Here is an 18,499-nt window from a genome sequence, read left to right as displayed (position 1 = left end):
GGCCATGCCGTTGTGCAGATGATGCGGGGCGCAGAATGCTGCGCCTTGGCGTATAAGCAGAGTTTTCGCCTCTTGGCGGAATGCGGGCGATGAAATAAGGTCTAGGAATGCCGTTTCGTCGTCGTGTACCTGCAACATTATCCGAAAGATTGCGTGCCGCTCTCTGGCCGCGCATGGGCCTTCGCCGTTCGCTTCGATATATGAAGCTGAAGCTCGTGCGACTGTCTGCATCGCCTTATTCCGTGGCGGCGGGTGTGGCGATTGGCGTGGCAGTCGCATGGACGCCCTTTCTCGGCGTCCATATTATCATCGCCATGGTGATAGGCTTCATCCTGCGGGCCAATCTCGTGGCCGCAGCACTCGGCACCACTTTTGCAAATCCCCTCACATTTCCGTTGATCTGGGCATCCACCTGGGAGCTCGGGCATCTCATTCTGGGTCGCGGTAAGGCGGAGCTCTCTTCCCATATCGACTTCGTCGCGATTTTCTCCCACATGAATTTCCTGCAATTGTGGAAACCGGTGCTGGAACCTATGGCAATCGGCTCGCTTATTCCCGCGGCTATTTCCGCGGTCGTGACCTATGCGGGGGTCTATGCCGTCATACGTGGCTTTCGACATCGCAAGCATCAGCAGATCGCAGAGCGCGCCGCAAACCGAAATTCTGCAATGGGTATAATTGAATGATCATTGGCATGGGGAGCGACCTGATCGATATTCGTCGCATCGAGACTTCCATCTCCCGCTTCGGCGAACGCTTCACCAATCGCTGCTTCACGGATATCGAAAGGGCGAAATCCGACCGCCGAAAGAACCGCGCCGCTTCCTACGCCAAGCGCTTTGCCGCCAAGGAGGCCTGTTCCAAGGCGCTGGGGACCGGACTTGCGCAGGGCGTGTTCTGGAAGGACATGGGTGTCGTGAACCTGCCGAGCGGCAAGCCGACCATGCAACTGACCAATGGCGCCGCCGAGCGTCTGGCCGAGCTTTTGCCTGCCGATCACGAGGCGGTCATCCATCTGACGATTACCGATGAATTTCCCTATGCGCAGGCTTTCGTCATCATCGAAGCGCTGCCGCGCAGCCGATAAAGCGAAATTGTTGAGATGCAGGCGCGGCAGGGCCATGGGGTTGATAGAAACGCTTTCCTTTGCGCGTGAAAGGTTCTAAAGCATCTCACAAACTGTGCATCGGTTTTGCAATAATGATAAAGAACGAGCAGGCAGGTCTTTAAGTGTCCGAAAAAGCTGAAAAGAAGCAGAACGCCCTCTGGGAAAACGTCAAGGTCATCGTTCAGGCCCTTCTGCTGGCGATGGTTATCCGCACGGTGCTTTTCCAGCCCTTCACCATCCCGTCCGGTTCCATGATGCCGACGCTGCTGGTGGGCGATTACCTGTTCGTCAACAAGTTCTCCTACGGCTATTCGAAGTATTCGCTGCCCTTCTCGCCGGACCTCTTTTCCGGTCGTATCCTGCAGTTCAGCGAGCCGAAGCGCGGCGATGTCGTCGTCTTCCGCCTGCCGCCGAACCCGGATGTGGATTACATCAAGCGCCTCGTCGGCTTACCCGGTGACCGTATTCAGGTGACCAACGGCGTTCTGCTGATCAACGGTAAGCCTGTGCCGAAAGTAGCCGACGGCTTCTTCACCTCCGATTACCGTGCCGATCCCGGCGCCAACGTGCCTGTTTTTCGCGAAACGCTGGACAATGGCGTGACCTACGACACGCTCGACCAGTCTCCCGACAGCCGTGGCGATAACACACGCGAATTCATCGTGCCTGAAGGCCATTATTTCATGATGGGCGACAATCGCGACAACTCGCTGGACAGCCGCTTCGACGTTGGCTTCGTTCCTGCTGAAAACCTGATTGGTCGCGCAAGCGTAATCTTCTTCTCGCTGGGCAACGACACGCCGTTCAGCCGCGTCTGGGAATGGCCTGCCAACATGCGTTGGGACCGTTTGTTCAAGGTTGTCAAATGACCAAGGCCAAACCACTCCAGACGGAAGAAATCGCCCGTCTGGAAGCCCTGATTGGATATGAGTTCAAGGAAAAGGCCCGGCTTGACCGGGCCTTGACACATGCAAGCGCCCGCTCTGCGAAAGCCGGAAACTACGAGCGTCTGGAATTTCTGGGCGACCGCGTGCTGGGCCTCTGCGTTGCCGAACTGCTGTTCTCCACATTCCGCTCCGCCACCGAAGGCGAGCTTTCCGTGCGCCTGAACCAGCTGGTGAGCGCTGATTCCTGCGCATCGATTGCCGATGAGATGGAGCTGCATCTCTTCATCCGCACCGGCTCCGACGTGAAGAAGCTGACCGGCAAGGCCATGCTGAATGTGCGTGCCGACGTGGTGGAAAGCCTGATTGCCACCATCTATCTGGATGGAGGGCTGGAGGCTGCGCGCAGCTTCATTCTGAAATACTGGCAGAAGCGTGCCGTCAGCGAGGATGCAGGCAGGCGCGATGCCAAGACGGAATTGCAGGAATGGGCGCATGCGAAGTTTGCGGCCACGCCCAATTACCGGGTTGACGATCGCTCCGGACCGGATCACGATCCACGCTTTACAGTTACTGTCGAAATACCCGGCGTTGCGCCGGAAACGGGCGTAGACCGCTCGAAACGCGCCGCCGAACAGGTTGCGGCGACGAAACTATTGGAACGCGAAGGCGTCTGGCAGAAACCTTCTGCCGCTAACTGATTGGATTTACATGAGCGAGAATGATTTCACCGAAGCCACAGGTGAGGGCAACGATAATGAGGGTGGTGCTTCCGGCCCGACCCGTTCCGGCTTCGTAGCGCTGATTGGCCCGACGAATGCAGGCAAGTCGACGCTCGTCAACCGGCTGGTAGGCGCGAAAGTCTCCATCGTCAGCCACAAGGTTCAGACGACGCGCGCCGTCATGCGCGGCATCGCCATCTACAACAATGCGCAGATCGTGTTCATGGACACGCCCGGCATCTTCAAGCCGCGCCGCAGGCTGGACCGCGCCATGGTGACCTCCGCCTGGGGCGGCGCCAAGGATGCGGACGTCATTCTGCTTCTGATCGACAGCGAGCGCGGACTGAAGGGCGATGCTCAGACCATTCTCGAAGGCCTGAAGGATGTTCGCCAGAAGAAAATCCTCTGCCTCAACAAGATCGATCAGGTGAAGCGCGAGGATCTGCTGAAGCTTGCAGCGGAGGCAAACGAGATCGTACCCTTCGACCGCACATTCATGATTTCCGCCACGAACGGCTCCGGCTGCGATGACCTGATGGACTATCTGGCCGCCGAACTGCCGGAAGGCCCGTGGTACTACCCGGAAGACCAGATTTCCGACCTGCCCATGCGTCAGCTTGCGGCGGAAATCACCCGCGAAAAACTGTTCCTGCGCCTGCATCAGGAACTGCCTTACGCTTCTCACGTCGAAACGGAAAAGTGGGAAGAGCGCAAGGATGGCTCTGTTCGCATCGAGCAGGTCATCTATGTGGAGCGCGATAGCCAGAAGAAGATTGCGCTGGGCAAGGGCGGAGAGGCGATCAAGGCTATTTCCTCTTCATCCCGCAAGGAGCTTTCGGAAATCCTCGAACAGCCCGTACATCTTTTCCTCTTCGTCAAGGTTCGGGAAAACTGGGGAGACGACCCGGAGCGCTTCCGCGAAATGGGTCTCGAATTCCCCCGCAACTGATGCGCTTAAACGGAACTGAAAGAGGTTCTGTGCTATTGTGCGTGTGAGATTTATTTCATCGCGCACAATGGATTTTCATGTCCCCCAAAAAGCCAAGCGGCCTTTCCACCACGCCATGCGAACTCTGTCCGCTGCGGGGGCTTCCACATTTCCGCGATTTCTCGCAGCCGGAGCTTGATTTCGTCTCGCGCTTCAAAACCGGAGAGCTTTCGGTTGAGCCGGGTGCGCTGGTTCTGATGGAAGGCTCCCACAGCGCCCACCTGTTTACCGTGCTGGAGGGCTGGGGCTTTCGTTACAAGACGCTGGAAGACGGGCGCAGGCAAATCCTAAATTACGTCATGCCGGGTGATCTGGTCGGCCTTCAAGGCACCATAATGGGTGAGATGCAACACTCCGTCGAAGCGCTTTCACCGGTCACGCTTTGCGTGTTCGAACGCGGGCGACTGAACAGCCTTTTCACCGATCATCCCTCGCTTGCCTATGACCTGACATGGATCGCGGCCAGCGAAGAGCGCATGCTGGACAGCCATCTGCTAAGCGTCGGCAGGCGCACGGCGCTGGAGCGTGCGGCCTATCTTCTGGCCTTTTTGCACGACAGGGCGACCCGTGTTGGATTGCTGACGAAGGACGGGCCGATCCCCGTTACCCAGCAGCATGTTGCCGATACGCTCGGCCTTTCCATCGTCCACACCAATAAGACGCTGCGCAAGCTGGCGGAGCGTAATTATATCCGCTGGATCGACCGCGGATGCCAGGTGCTGGATGAAGAGGGACTGGCGCAAGTGGCCGGTTGGGACAGGGATTCGCGCAAGGCGCGTCCATTTATTTAGTATTCTATGATATATTATCCGCTGTTTTTGCTATGTCTTTTTTAAATGACTTGCGAGGAGTGATCTGCGATGTCAGTACCCTCGTAACACAAGGTGGATGATCAGGCTGCTTCGAAGCACGCCGCACACCCGGAGAAGATGAAACATATGCTGCCTCAACGGGTTCTCATCGTCGAGGACGAATATCTGGTTGCGATGGACGTGGATACGTCCCTTCAGTCAATGGGCGTCCAAACCGTAGACATCGTAACGACCCTTTCTCAGGCTCAGGAAGCGCTGAACCGTGCGCGCCCGGATTGCGTGCTGCTGGATGTCAGCCTTTCGGATGGCATGAGCTATGAATTTGCAAGGCAGTTGAAAGAACACACCATCCCGTTCGGCTTCGTCAGCGGATATGGCGATACCAGCGGCTTTCCGGAAGATTTCGCGGAAGCGCCGCTTCTGGACAAGCCTTTCGGCGAGCCGGAACTCAAGGCTTTTGTCATGCGCCTTATGGCGTAAATGGTGGACCTCAGCCGCCCGCATCACGTATAGTGCGACATGCGAGCAACGGCAATTTGAGCCCGCATTTCCAGTTTCGGGCAAATCTTCATGCAGTGGCAAGACGAGGCAATCATTCTGGGCGTCAAGCGCCATGGCGAGACGAGTGTCATCGTCGAGGTCATGACGCGTGTGCGTGGCCGCCATCTTGGCATGGTGCGCGGAGGGCGCTCGCGGACCATGCAGCCGGTGCTTCAGGCTGGAAACCGCGTGGACGTGACGTGGCGTGCGCGGCTGGACGATCATCTGGGCGAATATCGCATTGAGCCGCTGCAACTGCGTGCCGCGCAGTTGATGGAAACCGCGACCGCGGTCTATGGCGTGCAGGCGATGGGCGCTTTGCTGCGCTTTCTTCCCGAACGCGATCCGCACCCGCATCTGTTTCAGGCGCTGGATGTCATTCTCGATAATCTCTCGGACCCCGCAGATGCGGGTGAGTTGTTCGTGCGGTTCGAACTGGCGGTGCTGAACGATCTCGGCTTCGGCCTCGATCTCACCGAATGTGCCGCGACCGGCATTCGTGACGACCTCATTTATGTTTCGCCCAAGACGGGCAGGGCGGTCTGCCGGGCAGCAGGCGCGCCCTATGCCAATCGCATGCTGGCTCTGCCGCCTTTTCTGAGCGAAGAGCAATCCAAGGCGGCGGACTGCCAGAGCCTTTCAGCCGCCTTCAAGCTGACGAATCATTTTCTCAACAGACACGTCTATGAGCCTAGAGGGATTCAGGAAAATGCCGCCCGCGACGGTTTCGTGCAGGCGGCTTTGAAGGCGCTCGATAAGAAGCTGAACGCGGATACTCTGGATAGAGCGGGTTGATCGATCAGGCCATTGCCGGGCGGATCACGGGCCGTTCCTGTATCGGCCAATGCACGACGGCGGCAAACAATCCCATCGCCACGCCCAGCCACCAGACGACATCGTAAGAGCCGAGCCTGTCATAGAGGAAGCCGCCGAGCCAGACGCCGAGGAACGATCCGATCTGGTGCGAGAGGAACACGACGCCGCCCAGCATACCGAGATGGCGCGTACCGAACATGATAGCGACGAGGCCGTTCGTCGGCGGCACGGTGGAAAGCCACAACACGCCCATGACAGCGGCAAAGATGATGACGGAGACCGGCGTCTGCGGCAGCAGCAGAAACGCCGTGACCGCGATGGACCGACCGATATAGATATAGGCAAGGAAGTAGGGCTTCGAATAACGTTGCCCGATGAAGCCTGCGGCCAGCGAGCCGAAGATGTTGAAAAACCCGATCAGCGCCATGGCAATGACGGCGTAGCGCGGCTCGATGCCGATATCGCCCAGATAAGCGGGAAAATGAGCCGTGATGAAAGCCACCTGAAAGCCGCAGACGAAGAAGCCGGTCGTCAAAAGCAGATAGCTTTTGTGGCCCAGAGCCTCCTTCAATGCTTCGCCAGCCGTCTGCTTGAACTGCGCCTGAGACTGCGATCCGGAAGAGGAATTGCCCCGAAGCTGCCACGCCAGCAGGGGCACCAGCAGCATCATGACGCTGAGCCAGACAAGGCTGTCAGACCATCCGTAAGTGGAAATCAGCCCCTGACTGATGGGCGCAAAGATGAACATGCCCGCAGACCCGGCAGCCGTGCCGATGCCGAAGGCCATGGAGCGCTGCTCCGGCGTAACATGGCGGGCGAAGGCCGAGAGAATGACGCTGAAGGAACCTGCCGCCACCCCAAGCCCCACCAGAACGCCGCCACCGAAATGCAGCCAGAAAGGCGATGTGCCGAAGGACATGCAGAGCAGCCCGGTGGCGTAGATAATACCGGAAAGAATAAGCACCCGCCCCGTGCCGAACTTATCGGCCATAGCGCCGAAGAAGGGCTGGCCAAGCCCCCAGAACAGGTTCTGCAACGCCATGGCAAGCCCGAATGTAGACCTATCCCACCCCGTATCCGCCAGCATGGGCAACTGAAAGAACCCCATGGCCGAACGCGGCCCAAAGGTCAGCACGGCAATCAAAGACCCCGCAATGATGATCAACCACGGCATTGGCCGACAGGTTGTTTGGCTCGACACAGCGGACATGATTTTCCTCCAGATAGTGGAAGGATATTATTCATCTGCAATGTTGAGCGCCAGCGACTTTTCTTGACGTGTGTATCAAGGGGATTGATGGGGTGGGGGCGTTGTGTTGAGTGCACATCGTGATTTTGGGGCGCAGACGGAGGACTGGCGCGGGATGTGTGTCTCCATCGCCACACCCACTGCCGTCATCCTGGGCCTTGAGCTGAGGATCCATCGCCATCAACGAAATCAAACGGTTGTGGATCCTCGGGTCAAGCCCACTGCTGTCCGGTTTAGATTTTCGGAGTAGCCTTAAGCTTATTAATCCTGCTCCACTTTGTATGTTTTTCTGCCATTTTGACGTCGTTACAAGAGAACGATATTTGCCGGGGGGACGAAGAGCATCGCAAAGCCCACCTCCGTCATCCTCGGGCTTGTCCCGAGGATCTGCAACCGATTGATTTTGTTGACGTTGGTAGATCCTCGGCACAAGGCCGAGGATGACGGTTGCGGGCGGATTTACCGTCTCTCCTCAAGCCTCTGGCCTTGCATAAAGTGCTAAGGAATCTAAACCGGACAGCAGTGGGTCAAGCCAGAGGATGACGCCGAGGGAGGGGAGCCGTTGCGCTACCCGACTTCGGCAACTGTGTGGGAAAGCGAGTCGGCTTGACCCGGCATCAGTGCATTTGATGTGGGGTGCCAAACGAAGTCAGACCCCCTTCGAGAATTCAACCGATCATGACGGGGCACCCCGGTATTCGAACTCATTTATCTCGTTCGAATGTAACGATTGACCGTGTCGTGCCCGGCCAGTTGGGCATTTGTCGCCAGGGGGTTAGCACCTCCAGACGGTCGCCGGTGCGGCGGAATTTGCGGCATTGGGTGGTGCCGACCCATTCGGGGTTCCATGCGGCTTCCACATGGGTACACCATTCGTCGTTCTTGGTTTCCTCTGTTCCGGTATAGGCAACCAGCGTATTCAACAGTGCCGCCTTGTCCGCGTCTCCAGCGCCTGACTTTCTGCCTTCGCCAGTCAGCACGAAGGCAACGCGGTGATCGTCCGTGAAAATGACCCGTCCGGTTGGATGATCGCCCATTGCCGGAATTTTCTTTCCGGTGTCCTGGGATTCGACCTCGTAGCTTACAAGGCGCCAAGAGCCCGTCAGCGATGCATCTTCAGCCTGTGCGCGTCCGGTCGCTGAAGCTGCGAGGAACAGTGCAGCTACCGTCAAAAATCTCGTTTTCATGGTGTTGATTGCTCTCAATGAATTAATCCAATGGCGGTCGATATATGCGGCCCCGGGTATCGAAACCTTTTAAAAAATACCTAAAATTTTTACGCCGGATGATTTTGCGCTGCGGGAACATCCGTGCAGCGCTCAACTGATCATTTGCCAGCGATAACCGTGAAGCGGAGATCAACCGCGCTTTTTGAGTGGCCAGGCTTCATCCCGTCGCTCCACGACGCGCGCGATATCCCCCACGGCAATCACACCTTCGCCACGCGGCGTGAGGTTCCAGCCGAACAGCACGCCGGGGACGCGGCGGTCGGCGGACATGCGCAGGCGGCCCATGGCCTTCATCGGGGAGGGCACATCGCGGGAGCCGGTCTGCTGATCCTGCGTCGTCATGATGCAGCGGGTGCAGGGCTTTACGAGGTCGAAGCGGATGCCGTTGATCTCGATTGCGGCCCATTGGTCTTCGGCCCAAGGCTCATCGGTTTCAAGCACGATGTTGGGGCGGAAGCGTTCCATGCCGACGCTGTCTTCGCCGTTCGCATTCATGTTTTCGTTCAGCGCTGCGAGCGAGGCGGTCGTGGTGACGAGTATCTGATAGCCATCGGTGAAGGTGATGGGCGTTTCGCTGCCGGTCCATTCCAGATTGGCAAGGCGGCTCGACTGGCCATCGAAAAAGGCCAGCTTCAACTCCTGCCCCAGCCACTCCGAGAGAGTTTCATTCACATCATCCTGAGCGATGGCCGCACTGACCGTGGATCGCCACACGGTCACATCCAGCCGCGATGCGGAGGGCAGGGCGAGAACCTCTCCCTTGCCTTCGGCGGAAATGCGGTAGCCGTTCTGCTCCGGCATCACATTCAGGGTGGCGAGCGACGTCAGTTCTCTTTGCGTGACGAAATTGCCGGATGGATCGACCAGCATCGCGCGGCGGTCTCCGGGTAGACCTTCGGCAGAAATGGCGCTTTGCGGCAACGAAATGCCACGCGCGCTTTTTACGGGATAGATGTTGAGCTCGGTGATGCGCATTGTCGTCCTCAAATTTCGTCCAGAAACATATCGAGCACCTGTTTCAGGCGCTCGTGACGCTCTCTGGCAATCTGTCTGCCCGCTTCGGTCTGGAAGCCATCGGCAAGTTTGAACAGCTTGTTCTCGAAATGGTCAATGGCAAAACGCCGGTCGTCCAGCTGGCGGTTGCTGGCCAGCGGGTCTGCCGGATCATAGAGCGCCGAACCGAGGCGACCTGCAATATAAAAACAGCGGGCGGCGCCCACCATGCCGATGGCATCCAGCCGGTCCGCATCCTGTAAAATTTTCGCCTCCAGCGTTTCCGGCGCTATGTTGGCGGAAAAACTGTGGGTGAGAATGGCATGGGCCACGGCCTCGACATCCGCGCTTTCCCAGCCCATATCGCCTAAAACAAGGCTCGCCTTTTCGGCAGCAAGGCGGGAGGCCTGCGATCTCAACGGCGAATTCTTCTCCACCGCCACGCAATCATGCAGAAGCACGCTTGCCGCCAGCACCGTTCCTTTGCCGCCTTCTTCAGCGTGAATGCGCATGGCATTGCGGAAAACGCGGTGGATATGCGCCAGATCGTGCGAGCCATCATCGCCCTCCGCCGCATGCGGTATCAGCGTTTCGGCAAGCGCCTCGTAAGGCGCGAAGGATTGGGCGAGCATCGGCGATTCTCTTAAGATATGGAATTGCGTTTTAGACAGCGCGAATGCGTGGCGCAATCACTCTTGCGCCACGGCTTCCTTTGGGCGAGAGGTCAATATTTTCTGGTAGAACAGACCGATACCAATCAGCACCACACCGAGCCCGATGAAGGAAAGCGCGCGAAGCACACCCTCGAGATTGCTCATATCGATAAGGAAGGCCTTGGCGACAGCCAGCAATACAAGTGCTGCAGAGGCGAGCCGCAGGCTCTTGGCATCGAAGCGCGAGCCGAGTGCCAACAGAAGTACGCCGATGGCGAGCCACACCACCGAGTAGCTATAGGTCTCGCCCTGAAGGAAGCCCTTCCAGTCCGCGATATTTTCACCTTGCCAGAAGCGGCGCACGGAAAGCGTTGCCCAGGCAAAACCGAGTGCGGCACCGGAAAGCGCAAGCAGCGTGACATAAAACTGCGGTCGCTTGCCGCGCGCATAGTAGGCCAGACCCGCATAGGCAATGCCGGGCAGGAGATAGCCGATCAGGAGCAGGTTGACGAATGGCCATGAGCCTGTGTTCTCGCCGGTGAAATAGGGGTTGAGCCCGAAGAAATGGGCGATCAGCACATTCACCATGGCAATGCCACCGGCCACCATGGAGCCATAGCGGAAAATCGGGCTCGGGCTCTTCATGTCGAGCGTCATTAGAACGCCGGACATACCGATCGTCAGCAGCGTATAGATGGACTGTTCCCCAAGCGTCGGCACCGCATCATTCAGCACGCCGCCATTCATGGCGTGGCGCACGAGGATGGCAATGGCCAAGAGCGCCATGAGGCTTGCGATGGCCTGGAGGAAGTTTTTGATGCGAACACCCGGCCAGTCTCGCAGCATCCACGCGGAAGCGACCGCAAGAAGCGCAGGAACTCCGTAGCCCGGCAGCAATGCATTGAAGAGCGGCGTCGTGCCCAGACTTTGCGGGCCTACGATTGTCGGTTCCCAGGCAATGCGACCCAGCACGAACAGGCTGGCCACCGCCATGACCCAGGGGAGGGCTGGCCAGTTGCGATACCGCGCCGCCAGCACATAACCAAAACCGAGAACCGGAATGAGGATTATGGTTGCGAGACCTGAGGTCAGCGTGTGAATGGTGAGCGTAAAGCCGAGGAAGGAGCCCAAGACCATAATGTTGACCGGCCAATGAAACGCGGGCTCAGCCTTCCTGTCGAAGCGATAGGCGAAGCCGAATAGAACGAAGCCTACGGCAAGCCCATAGGCGGCGTGCAGCCAATCTCGCGTCAGATTGCCGTATTCGACGAAACTGATGATGCCGAGACCGAGCGGCACCGTTGCGCCGATGAGGGCCCAAAGCGTACCGAAGCGCGGATCGTTCACTGTCTTGCGCCGCATGGCAACGATGCTGAATAGCAGAAACAGAACGCCTATTATGCGGGTGATCGACGCCTGAATGGTGTTATCGATTGGGACGGCGGAAGGTGCGGTTACGCCACCGCGGCCATCGAGTGCCGGAAGAAAATCGAGGCCGATTTGCGCCATCAGATTGGCGCAGCCCAATGCCGCAAGGGCAGCGAAAATGGCCGGCCATACTGCATTTTGCCGACCGGCACCGAGTGCGCCAAGCCCTATGACAAGAACGGCAACGGCGAAGGCCGGATGCATGGTTATCGCAGTCGTCATCCCGGAAAGAGCTATGGCTGGCAGCACGACTGCGAGAGCGACGGTAATGTTGATGAAGAGCGGCGGCCTGCCCAGCAACTCAGCCACGGCAGGGAAGTAGCTGTCCGACTTAGCCGCATGGATTTCCAGATCTCGGGAATGCTCATAAGCCTTGCCCGGCCATATCCAGATCGTTCCCGCCACCATGGCAAGCAGGCCTGCGAGAACGGGCTCTATCTCCACGAGGTCCGTAAAGGTCATGTAACCCAGCGCCCACAGCCCCATGCCGATATTGGCAAGTGCCGGAACGACATGCCAGCGCTGGCTGCGCGCCGCAAGCGCAGTCGCCGCCCATGAAACGGTGAGGAAGATGAAGAGCGTCCATATGCTGGGCGTTTCGGTGGAAATCAGCGCAGGCGTTACCATGGAGCCGAAGAGGCCGAGCCCGGCGAGTGCCTGTCCGTGAAGCAGGGAAAGACCCAGCGTCGCGAAGGCCACGAGTGCGAGCGCGATGAAGGCAGAGGTAGGGCCGATATAATCGTAGATGCCGTATGCCGCGTACACCACGCCGAAGAGCGTGAGCGATGCAGCGGCTGTCAGCACGCCGGGGATCATGGCGTTGGAATAGGCGGCAGCGATGCCCGGCACGGCCTTTCGCCGAACCGCTTCACCGGCAGCGGCAAGCAGAAGCCCGAATATGGCCGCCATCGCCGGCCGCACGGCAGGGCTCAGAAGGCCGCTTTCGATGGAATATTTGACGAGGAAAATGCCACCCAACGCGAGCGCCAGGCCGCCAGCCCACACAGCCCAGCGTGCGCCAAGCCTGCTTTCGAAGCTTTCTTTCGCTGGAGGCGCAACGGGTGCTGCTATCGCTGGAGGCGTAGACGGTGGCATCGACTGTGCCGAAGCGACGTCTTCCTGCGTTACATCTTCTGCCGTGACCTGCGCTGCGATTGCTGGCGTTGGCGTGTCTTCTTCCGGTTCGTCTTCAGCTTGGAAGGCTGCTGCTTCCGCGTTCTCTTCCTGGATTGCCGCAGCTTCCTGCACCGTCGCTTCTGGTGCTACAGGCGCGACGCCCGCCGCAGCCTGCGCCTTCAGCGCCGAGACTTCCTTTTCCAGCTCCCCAAGGCGTCTGGAATTCTTTATGCTGGCATTCAGCGTGTAGAAAAACGCAACCACATAGCCGACGATAAGAAGAAGCAGGAAGGACGTCATGAGCACTCCGCGTACAGTCCTGTTTTTTAAAGCCTTTTATTGCGGTGTGTGCAAGCTTGGTTGTGGATTTGGGGAAGTAAGCCTGACCCCTCACCTGAAAAATCTATGACTTAGCTGAAGCTAAGATCATGATTTTTCTTCCTCTCCCACAAGGGTAGAGGTAGCGGTGTAAGCGGCGAGGCGCCCACCCTATCTCTCCCCTTGTGGGAGAGAAAGCAATTTCAACATCTTAGCTGAAAGCTAAGTGTTAGAAATTGCAAGTGAGGGGTTCAGGCCTATCTTTATGCACCCACAGCAACCCACTCCTTCGCCAACTCCACATCCTCAAATCCAAGATCATGGCTATTGGGCAAAATCCTCACCTCAGCCTTCGCGCCGTTACCTTCCAGAATTGCCGCCAGTTCATGCGCCTTGTCGCGATGCCTGTCGGTTTCTCCCGCGGCCAGCAGGAAGCGTTTTCCGGTAAAATCCGCTGGGGGCCAATGGTCCAGAACGGGCATGGGGCGAAGCAGCAGGGTATCTGCGGCCCATTCCGGGTGCAGGGCGAAGAAGGCGGTGAGGAAGTTTGCGCCGTTGGAGTGGCCGATGAAGCTGAGCTTTTCGCGCTCGATGCCATAGGCGTGCACCGCACCTTCCATGAAGGCTGCAAAGGCTTCCGCTTCGGCTGCTATGTCCTTTTGATCGAATGTAAGGTCGGCAAAGCGGCGGAACCAGCGGGCCACGTCCTCTTCCGTGCTGCGCCCGCGCACGCCGAGAAGCGTTGCGTTGGGGTTTGCACGATGCGCCATTGCCATCAGGCTGGTCTCGCTGCCGCCGGTCCCGTGCAACAGCACGATGACGCTGCCATCCCGCTCGGCAGGCGTGTGGAAGCGGTGAACGAAGGGCAGGTCGCGATAGATGACGCGTTCTTCTCCCGGCATGGAAAATTGCGGCAGCGCTACGCGCACATCCTCTTCATCGCGCATGAAGAGCGGCGGAATGAACAGTTCCTGCCCAAGTGTTTCCAGCGCCTCATCCACCGTCATGCCGGGCGCATCCGTTGCCATTTCAATCAGCACGCCACCGGGTTCGCGCACATAGAGCGAATAGAAATATTTGCGATCATGGGCGTTTGTGGTGGAGGAATTCAGCGATTTGAGCGCGCTCAGGGTTTCCGTCAGATCGTCCATATCGCGGGCGCGGAAGGCGATGTGATCCACCGTGCCGGTGCCCGGCGCGCTGGACCAGAAGCCGGTCGCATCGCGTACATCGATGATATCGCCAGATGTGGAGGACATGCGGCGGATGGAGCCCTGCTGCTCCTGCCTAACATAGCCGAAATGCTTCGCCAGAAAGCTCTCCGTTTCTTCCGGCACTTCGCTCAGCATCGTTGCGCCGCGAATGCGGCGAATGGCGTGTTCGAGCGGAATGCCCGGTGCCTCATGCGGCTCAGCTTCCGGGAAGGCATCGGTACCAACGAGCTTGATGATGATGCCATCCGGGTCCTTGAGGCGGATGACAGGCTCGCCGAACTCTTCCATCGGTCCTTCGGTGCGCACGCCTGCCTGAAGCGCGCGCGTCAGCCAGAAACCGATGCTGGCGGGATCGATGGCAAGCGAAACTTCCAGCGTCTGGCCATAACCCACGCGCCCCTGTCCGCCATCTTCCCAAACGAGAAACGTCATCAGCGAGCCGGGGGAGGCGGAATAATCGCCATAGAGAAGATGAAGCTGCATGGCATCTTCGAAGCCGGCCGTGCGCTTCACCAGCCTCAAGCCCAGAAAGCCCGCATAGAAATCCACATTAGCCTGCACCTTGCGCGTCAACATGGTGATGTGGTGGATGCCGAGGGCGGATGTCATTTCGGGTTTCTCCGGATTTCATTCGTGGCGCTATGTTCTTCGGCTTAAAGCTTTTCGCAATCCCGCCGGTTGCGAACGATGTGTTCATCTTGTGAACAATGATGTGACAAGCGTTTGTTGCTGCCCACAAAATAGCGTTGTTGCCCAAGCGCAGACAGGAATATGGCGCATTTTTGCGCAAATAATTTTTTGATCAAAATATGAGCTATTAGTTCTTGCCATCATGGCGGAAATTGGTTTGTATGACACAAACGACATAAAAAACCTCCAGAGGGAAATTTCAGAATGGTAACGCGAAGGCTGTTTTCTAAAACAGCGGCTTTGGCCGCTATTGGTTTGCTCGCAGGCATCTCCACCGTACCCCTGCCAGCCTTCGCGAAAACGCCGATAAAATTCACGCTCGACTGGAAGTTCGAAGGTCCATCCGCCGGATTTCTGCTCGCGCTCGACAAGGGTTACTTCAAGGCCGAGGGTCTTGATGTCACTATCGATAGCGGCAATGGCTCGGTGGAAGCCATTCCGCGCGTTGCCACCGGCGCTTACCAGATTGGATTCGGCGACATCAATTCGGTCATGAAGTTTCTGGACGAAGACCCGTCTCAGAAGGTGAAGGCCGTTTACATGGTCTACGAGCGCCCGACCTTCGCAGTCGTGGGACGCAAGGCGCTGGGCGTAACGGACGATCCCAAGTCGCTCGAAGGCAAGAAGCTCGGTGCGCCGCCGCCGGATGGCGCGTTTGCGCAGTGGAAGGCATTCAAGCAGGTCGCCAAGATCGATGACAGCAACATCAAAATCGAATCGATCGGCTTTCCCGTGCGCGAGCCGATGCTTGCCAAGGGCGATGTCGATGCGGTTTTCGGCTTCGCCTTTTCGGTGATCCTGAACCTCAAGGCTCAAGGGATTTCGGACGATGACATCTCCACCATCCTGATGGCGGAGCATGGCTTGAATCTTTATGGCAACGCCGTGTTGGTAAACACTGATTTCGCTACGGAAAATCCAGAAGCCGTCAAAGGCTTCCTGAAGGCTCTGGCAAAGGGTTTTGCCGATGCCGTGAAGAACCCGGAAGAGGGTGTGGCGGCCGTCCTCAAGCGCAACGAAACGCTGAACAGCGACATCGAATTGCAGCGCTTGACCATGGCGAACGCGATGAACATCAAGACACCCTACGTGATCGAAAACGGCATGGGCGGCATCGACCCGGCACGGCTTGCGGCCTCCATGGAAACGCTGAAGGTTTCGATTGGGCTGAAGGGCAATCTGAAGGCCGAGCAGGTGTTCGATGCCAGCTATCTGCCCGCAAAGGATGAGCGGATGTTGCCTTGAGGCTGGTAGCGTCAAGCCTATCTCCCCACCGTCATGCTCGGGCTTGACCCGAGCATCCATAGACGCCTCCGCTCTTTGCGACGTGATTGGATCCTCGGGTCAAGCCCGAGGATGACGTCGAGTGGGTGGTAGCCTCCTGCACCTCTGCAACGGTGCATGGAAAACACATAGGAATCAGAGGTATGCCTCATCTGGTAGAAATCGACGGCGTGGACATGCGCTATGGCGGGGCGTCGGGAACGCTTGCCGTTTCAGGCCTACACCTGACGGTGGACAAGGGTGAATTCGCCGCTGTGGTCGGTCCGTCCGGCTGTGGAAAATCGACCCTGATGAAGCTCGTTACCGGCTTGCACATTCCCCAGCGCGGCCATGTCATCGTCGCCGGAAAGCAGGTCACGGAGCCGGTGTCCATTGTTGGCATGGCGTTCCAGAACCCCACTATGCTGCCTTGGCGCACGACGCTGGAAAACATTCTGCTGCCGCTGGAAATCGTGGAGAAATATCGGCATCGCCTGCGGGCCAACAAGGCGGAATATGTGGCGAAGGCAGAGCGGCTGCTCGAAATCGTGGGGCTGAAGGGTTTCGGCTCGAAATATCCATGGCAACTTTCCGGCGGCATGCAGCAGCGCGCCAATCTGTGCCGCGCGCTGATCCACGAGCCGGAACTGCTGATGCTGGACGAGCCCTTCGGCGCGCTGGATGCCTTCACCCGCGAGGAACTGTGGTGCGTCATCCGCGATCTACACGCCGCACAGCGCGTCACGATCATTCTGGTGACGCATGATCTGCGCGAGGCGACTTTCCTTGCCGACAAGATTTTCGTGATGAGCGCGAGGCCGGGCAGGGTGCTGGCGGAACATCGCGTACCTTTCGAGCGCCCGCGCCAGCTTTCCCTGATGTATGAAAAAGGCTTCAACGATATGGTTCAGGAACTGCATGGCGAAATCGCGCAGGCGCGGGTGGCGGCATGAGTGCGATTGTCGAAAGCCAGGTCGCCGCAGAACCGCCGAAGCCTTTGATCGCGAGAATGAACTGGGTCAAGGCTGCGCCGTGGCTCTATACAATCGCACTTTTCGCAGCGTGGGAACTGCTGGTCTACGCGCTGAAAATGCCGCAGACGATCCTGCCGTCTCCCATCCGCGTCGGTCAGGCGGTGGTGCAGTACTGGTCGCCGATCTGGAAAAACTCGCTGCAAACGCTCTATACGACGACGCTGGGCTTTGCCATTGCGGTCGTCGCAGGCCTCGGCATCGGCCTTTTCATCGGCTGGTCGAAGACGATCTATGCAGGACTTTACCCGCTGATGATCGGCTTCAACGCCATTCCCAAGGTCGCGCTGGTGCCCATCCTCGTCATCTGGTTCGGCATCGGCACCGTGCCTGCCGTGCTGACCGCCTTCCTCATCTCCTTCTTCCCGATTGTCGTGAACGTCGCGACAGGTCTCGCCACCATCGAGCCGGAGACGGAAGACGTGCTGCGTGCACTCGGCGCAAAGAAAATGGACATCATGCTGAAGGTGGGCATTCCCCGCTCCATGCCATACTTCTTCGGCTCGCTGAAAATCGCCATCACGCTGGCCTTCGTCGGCTCCGTCGTCTCCGAAACCGTCGCCTCCAATTACGGCCTCGGGAACATGATGAGCTCCGCCCAAAGCCAGTTCAACGTCCCTCTCGTCTTCGCGGGCCTCTTGATGCTGGCCGTCGAGGGCATAGCCATGTACGCCGTCATGGCATGGGTCGAAAAACGCATGACCGGCTGGGCCCATCGCTCAACGATGGGGCAGTGACGGGTAAATCTATCGTGAGGGGCTGCTTCCGGTGGTCGCGCGCATCATCAAGCGAACCGCGTCTTCAAGAGGCTGGATGTGATCCGTGACGACAGCCCAAACCACGTCATCGGCGATCTTGTGATACTCGTGACGCAGGATATTTCCGATGCCGCGGATTTGCTTCCACGGCACGTCTGGCGCAAGTGCGGTGAGGTCATCCGGCAAATGGCGCGCCGCTTCAGAAATGATCTCGAGCGCTCTTTGGACCGCGAGTTTGAGCAGCCAATCCTGCTCGAACTCGGTGAGGCTCTTTCCGAAAGTATGCGTCTTGATGCCGATGACGGCGTCAAGCATTTCGGAAAGAACAGGCCCATTGCTGCGCATCGCCATCAAAAAACCCGGACTGCGGAAAGCTCGATAGCATTGCGCAGTTGGGGGTGAAGGCTCGTCCGCGTCGTGAGATCGACTTCGACGTCCAGTTCTTCTTCCAGAAACTGTTTGATGCTGATGAGATCGATCAGCGAAAAGCGAATTTCAGGATCGTAATCAATAAAGAGATCCAGATCGCTTCTCACATTGGCTTCGTCGCGCGCCGTGGACCCGAACAGAAAAAGAGATGTCGCGCCCATGCTTTTCATCGCATCGGCGCGCGCTTTAAGCTTCTCTATTGCTGTTCGCTTTTCCATGGTTGCAACCGTACACGATGATGGCTTTTTCATCCATAGC

19 protein-coding genes are annotated in these 18,499 nt (G+C 58.1%); 11 read left to right on the top strand and 8 right to left on the bottom strand.

Annotated elements, in window-relative coordinates; all coding sequences use genetic code 11:
• Nucleotides 1–107: 107 nt before the first annotated feature.
• The 8 genes from CFBP5473_RS10255 to recO all read left to right on the top strand — a co-directional run bounded on the left by CFBP5473_RS10255 (nucleotide 108) and on the right by recO (nucleotide 5,849).
• Nucleotides 108–686 (top strand): DUF2062 domain-containing protein, encoded by a 579-nt coding sequence (locus tag CFBP5473_RS10255; protein ID WP_027675400.1) that lies wholly within the window; start codon nucleotides 108–110, stop codon nucleotides 684–686.
• Entirely contained in the window at nucleotides 683–1,087 is a 405-nt protein-coding gene (gene acpS, locus CFBP5473_RS10250) for a holo-ACP synthase (protein WP_027675399.1), read from the top strand. Before CFBP5473_RS10255 ends, acpS begins: the two co-directional genes overlap by 4 nt.
• Before the next feature lie 143 nt (nucleotides 1,088–1,230).
• The gene (lepB, locus tag CFBP5473_RS10245) at nucleotides 1,231–1,977 is read left to right on the top strand and encodes a signal peptidase I (RefSeq protein ID WP_027675398.1); all 747 of its coding nucleotides are present in this window, start codon (nucleotides 1,231–1,233) and stop codon (nucleotides 1,975–1,977) included.
• Nucleotides 1,974–2,693: a ribonuclease III gene (gene rnc, locus CFBP5473_RS10240; protein ID WP_027675397.1), complete on the top strand. Its 720-nt coding sequence runs from the start codon at nucleotides 1,974–1,976 to the stop codon at nucleotides 2,691–2,693. Before lepB ends, rnc begins: the two co-directional genes overlap by 4 nt.
• A 10-nt stretch (nucleotides 2,694–2,703) precedes the next feature.
• Complete coding sequence (gene era, locus CFBP5473_RS10235) at nucleotides 2,704–3,663, top strand: GTPase Era (RefSeq protein WP_027675396.1); 960 nt, start codon at nucleotides 2,704–2,706, stop codon at nucleotides 3,661–3,663.
• A gap of 77 nt (nucleotides 3,664–3,740) precedes the next feature.
• A complete protein-coding gene (locus CFBP5473_RS10230) occupies nucleotides 3,741–4,493 on the top strand; it encodes a Crp/Fnr family transcriptional regulator (protein WP_027675395.1) in 753 nt (250 codons plus the stop codon).
• Nucleotides 4,494–4,640: 147 nt separating this feature from the next.
• Entirely contained in the window at nucleotides 4,641–4,994 is a 354-nt protein-coding gene (locus CFBP5473_RS10225; protein WP_027675394.1) for a response regulator, read from the top strand.
• A 90-nt stretch (nucleotides 4,995–5,084) separates the two neighbouring features.
• Entirely contained in the window at nucleotides 5,085–5,849 is a 765-nt protein-coding gene (gene recO / locus CFBP5473_RS10220; RefSeq protein WP_027675393.1) for a DNA repair protein RecO, read from the top strand.
• 4 nt (nucleotides 5,850–5,853) lie between these two features.
• On the opposite strand, the gene CFBP5473_RS10215 is transcribed toward recO, so the two are convergent.
• From CFBP5473_RS10215 to CFBP5473_RS10190, 6 genes are all read right to left on the bottom strand, one after another.
• On the bottom strand, nucleotides 5,854–7,080 hold the full coding sequence (locus CFBP5473_RS10215) for an MFS transporter (RefSeq protein ID WP_027675392.1): 1,227 nt from the start codon (nucleotides 7,078–7,080) through the stop codon (nucleotides 5,854–5,856).
• A gap of 743 nt (nucleotides 7,081–7,823) precedes the next feature.
• Complete coding sequence (locus CFBP5473_RS10210) at nucleotides 7,824–8,306, bottom strand: lipocalin-like domain-containing protein (RefSeq protein ID WP_051441271.1); 483 nt, start codon at nucleotides 8,304–8,306, stop codon at nucleotides 7,824–7,826.
• 171 nt (nucleotides 8,307–8,477) lie between these two features.
• Nucleotides 8,478–9,323, bottom strand: a complete 846-nt coding sequence (locus CFBP5473_RS10205; protein ID WP_027675390.1) for an MOSC domain-containing protein — start codon at nucleotides 9,321–9,323, stop codon at nucleotides 8,478–8,480.
• An 8-nt stretch (nucleotides 9,324–9,331) separates the two neighbouring features.
• Nucleotides 9,332–9,973, bottom strand: a complete 642-nt coding sequence (locus CFBP5473_RS10200) for an HD domain-containing protein (RefSeq protein ID WP_037170976.1) — start codon at nucleotides 9,971–9,973, stop codon at nucleotides 9,332–9,334.
• A gap of 57 nt (nucleotides 9,974–10,030) precedes the next feature.
• Entirely contained in the window at nucleotides 10,031–12,838 is a 2,808-nt protein-coding gene (locus CFBP5473_RS10195) for a DUF2339 domain-containing protein (RefSeq protein ID WP_027675388.1), read from the bottom strand.
• Between the two features lie 281 nt (nucleotides 12,839–13,119).
• Nucleotides 13,120–14,679: a VOC family protein gene (locus CFBP5473_RS10190; protein ID WP_027675387.1), complete on the bottom strand. Its 1,560-nt coding sequence runs from the start codon at nucleotides 14,677–14,679 to the stop codon at nucleotides 13,120–13,122.
• A 285-nt stretch (nucleotides 14,680–14,964) separates the two neighbouring features.
• Here CFBP5473_RS10190 and CFBP5473_RS10185 point away from each other — a divergent pair, with 285 nt between their 5' ends.
• From CFBP5473_RS10185 to CFBP5473_RS10175, 3 genes are all read left to right on the top strand, one after another.
• Nucleotides 14,965–16,005, top strand: a complete 1,041-nt coding sequence (locus CFBP5473_RS10185; RefSeq protein WP_027675386.1) for an ABC transporter substrate-binding protein — start codon at nucleotides 14,965–14,967, stop codon at nucleotides 16,003–16,005.
• Between the two features lie 182 nt (nucleotides 16,006–16,187).
• The gene (locus tag CFBP5473_RS10180; RefSeq protein WP_027675385.1) at nucleotides 16,188–16,976 is read left to right on the top strand and encodes an ABC transporter ATP-binding protein; all 789 of its coding nucleotides are present in this window, start codon (nucleotides 16,188–16,190) and stop codon (nucleotides 16,974–16,976) included.
• On the top strand, nucleotides 16,973–17,791 hold the full coding sequence (locus CFBP5473_RS10175) for an ABC transporter permease (protein WP_027675384.1): 819 nt from the start codon (nucleotides 16,973–16,975) through the stop codon (nucleotides 17,789–17,791). The genes CFBP5473_RS10180 and CFBP5473_RS10175 overlap by 4 nt, the downstream gene beginning before the upstream one ends.
• A gap of 9 nt (nucleotides 17,792–17,800) precedes the next feature.
• Here the strand turns inward: CFBP5473_RS10175 and CFBP5473_RS10170 are convergent, their stop codons facing one another.
• Nucleotides 17,801–18,163: a HepT-like ribonuclease domain-containing protein gene (locus CFBP5473_RS10170; RefSeq protein WP_027675383.1), complete on the bottom strand. Its 363-nt coding sequence runs from the start codon at nucleotides 18,161–18,163 to the stop codon at nucleotides 17,801–17,803.
• Complete coding sequence (locus tag CFBP5473_RS10165; protein WP_027675382.1) at nucleotides 18,163–18,459, bottom strand: nucleotidyltransferase family protein; 297 nt, start codon at nucleotides 18,457–18,459, stop codon at nucleotides 18,163–18,165. Before CFBP5473_RS10165 ends, CFBP5473_RS10170 begins: the two co-directional genes overlap by 1 nt.
• Nucleotides 18,460–18,499: the final 40 nt, after the last annotated feature.

Source organism: Agrobacterium larrymoorei (genome assembly GCF_005145045.1).
Lineage (GTDB): Bacteria > Pseudomonadota > Alphaproteobacteria > Rhizobiales > Rhizobiaceae > Agrobacterium > Agrobacterium larrymoorei.
Note: the sequence above shows the minus strand (reverse complement) of the source record. Positions and strands in the feature narration are given on the sequence as shown.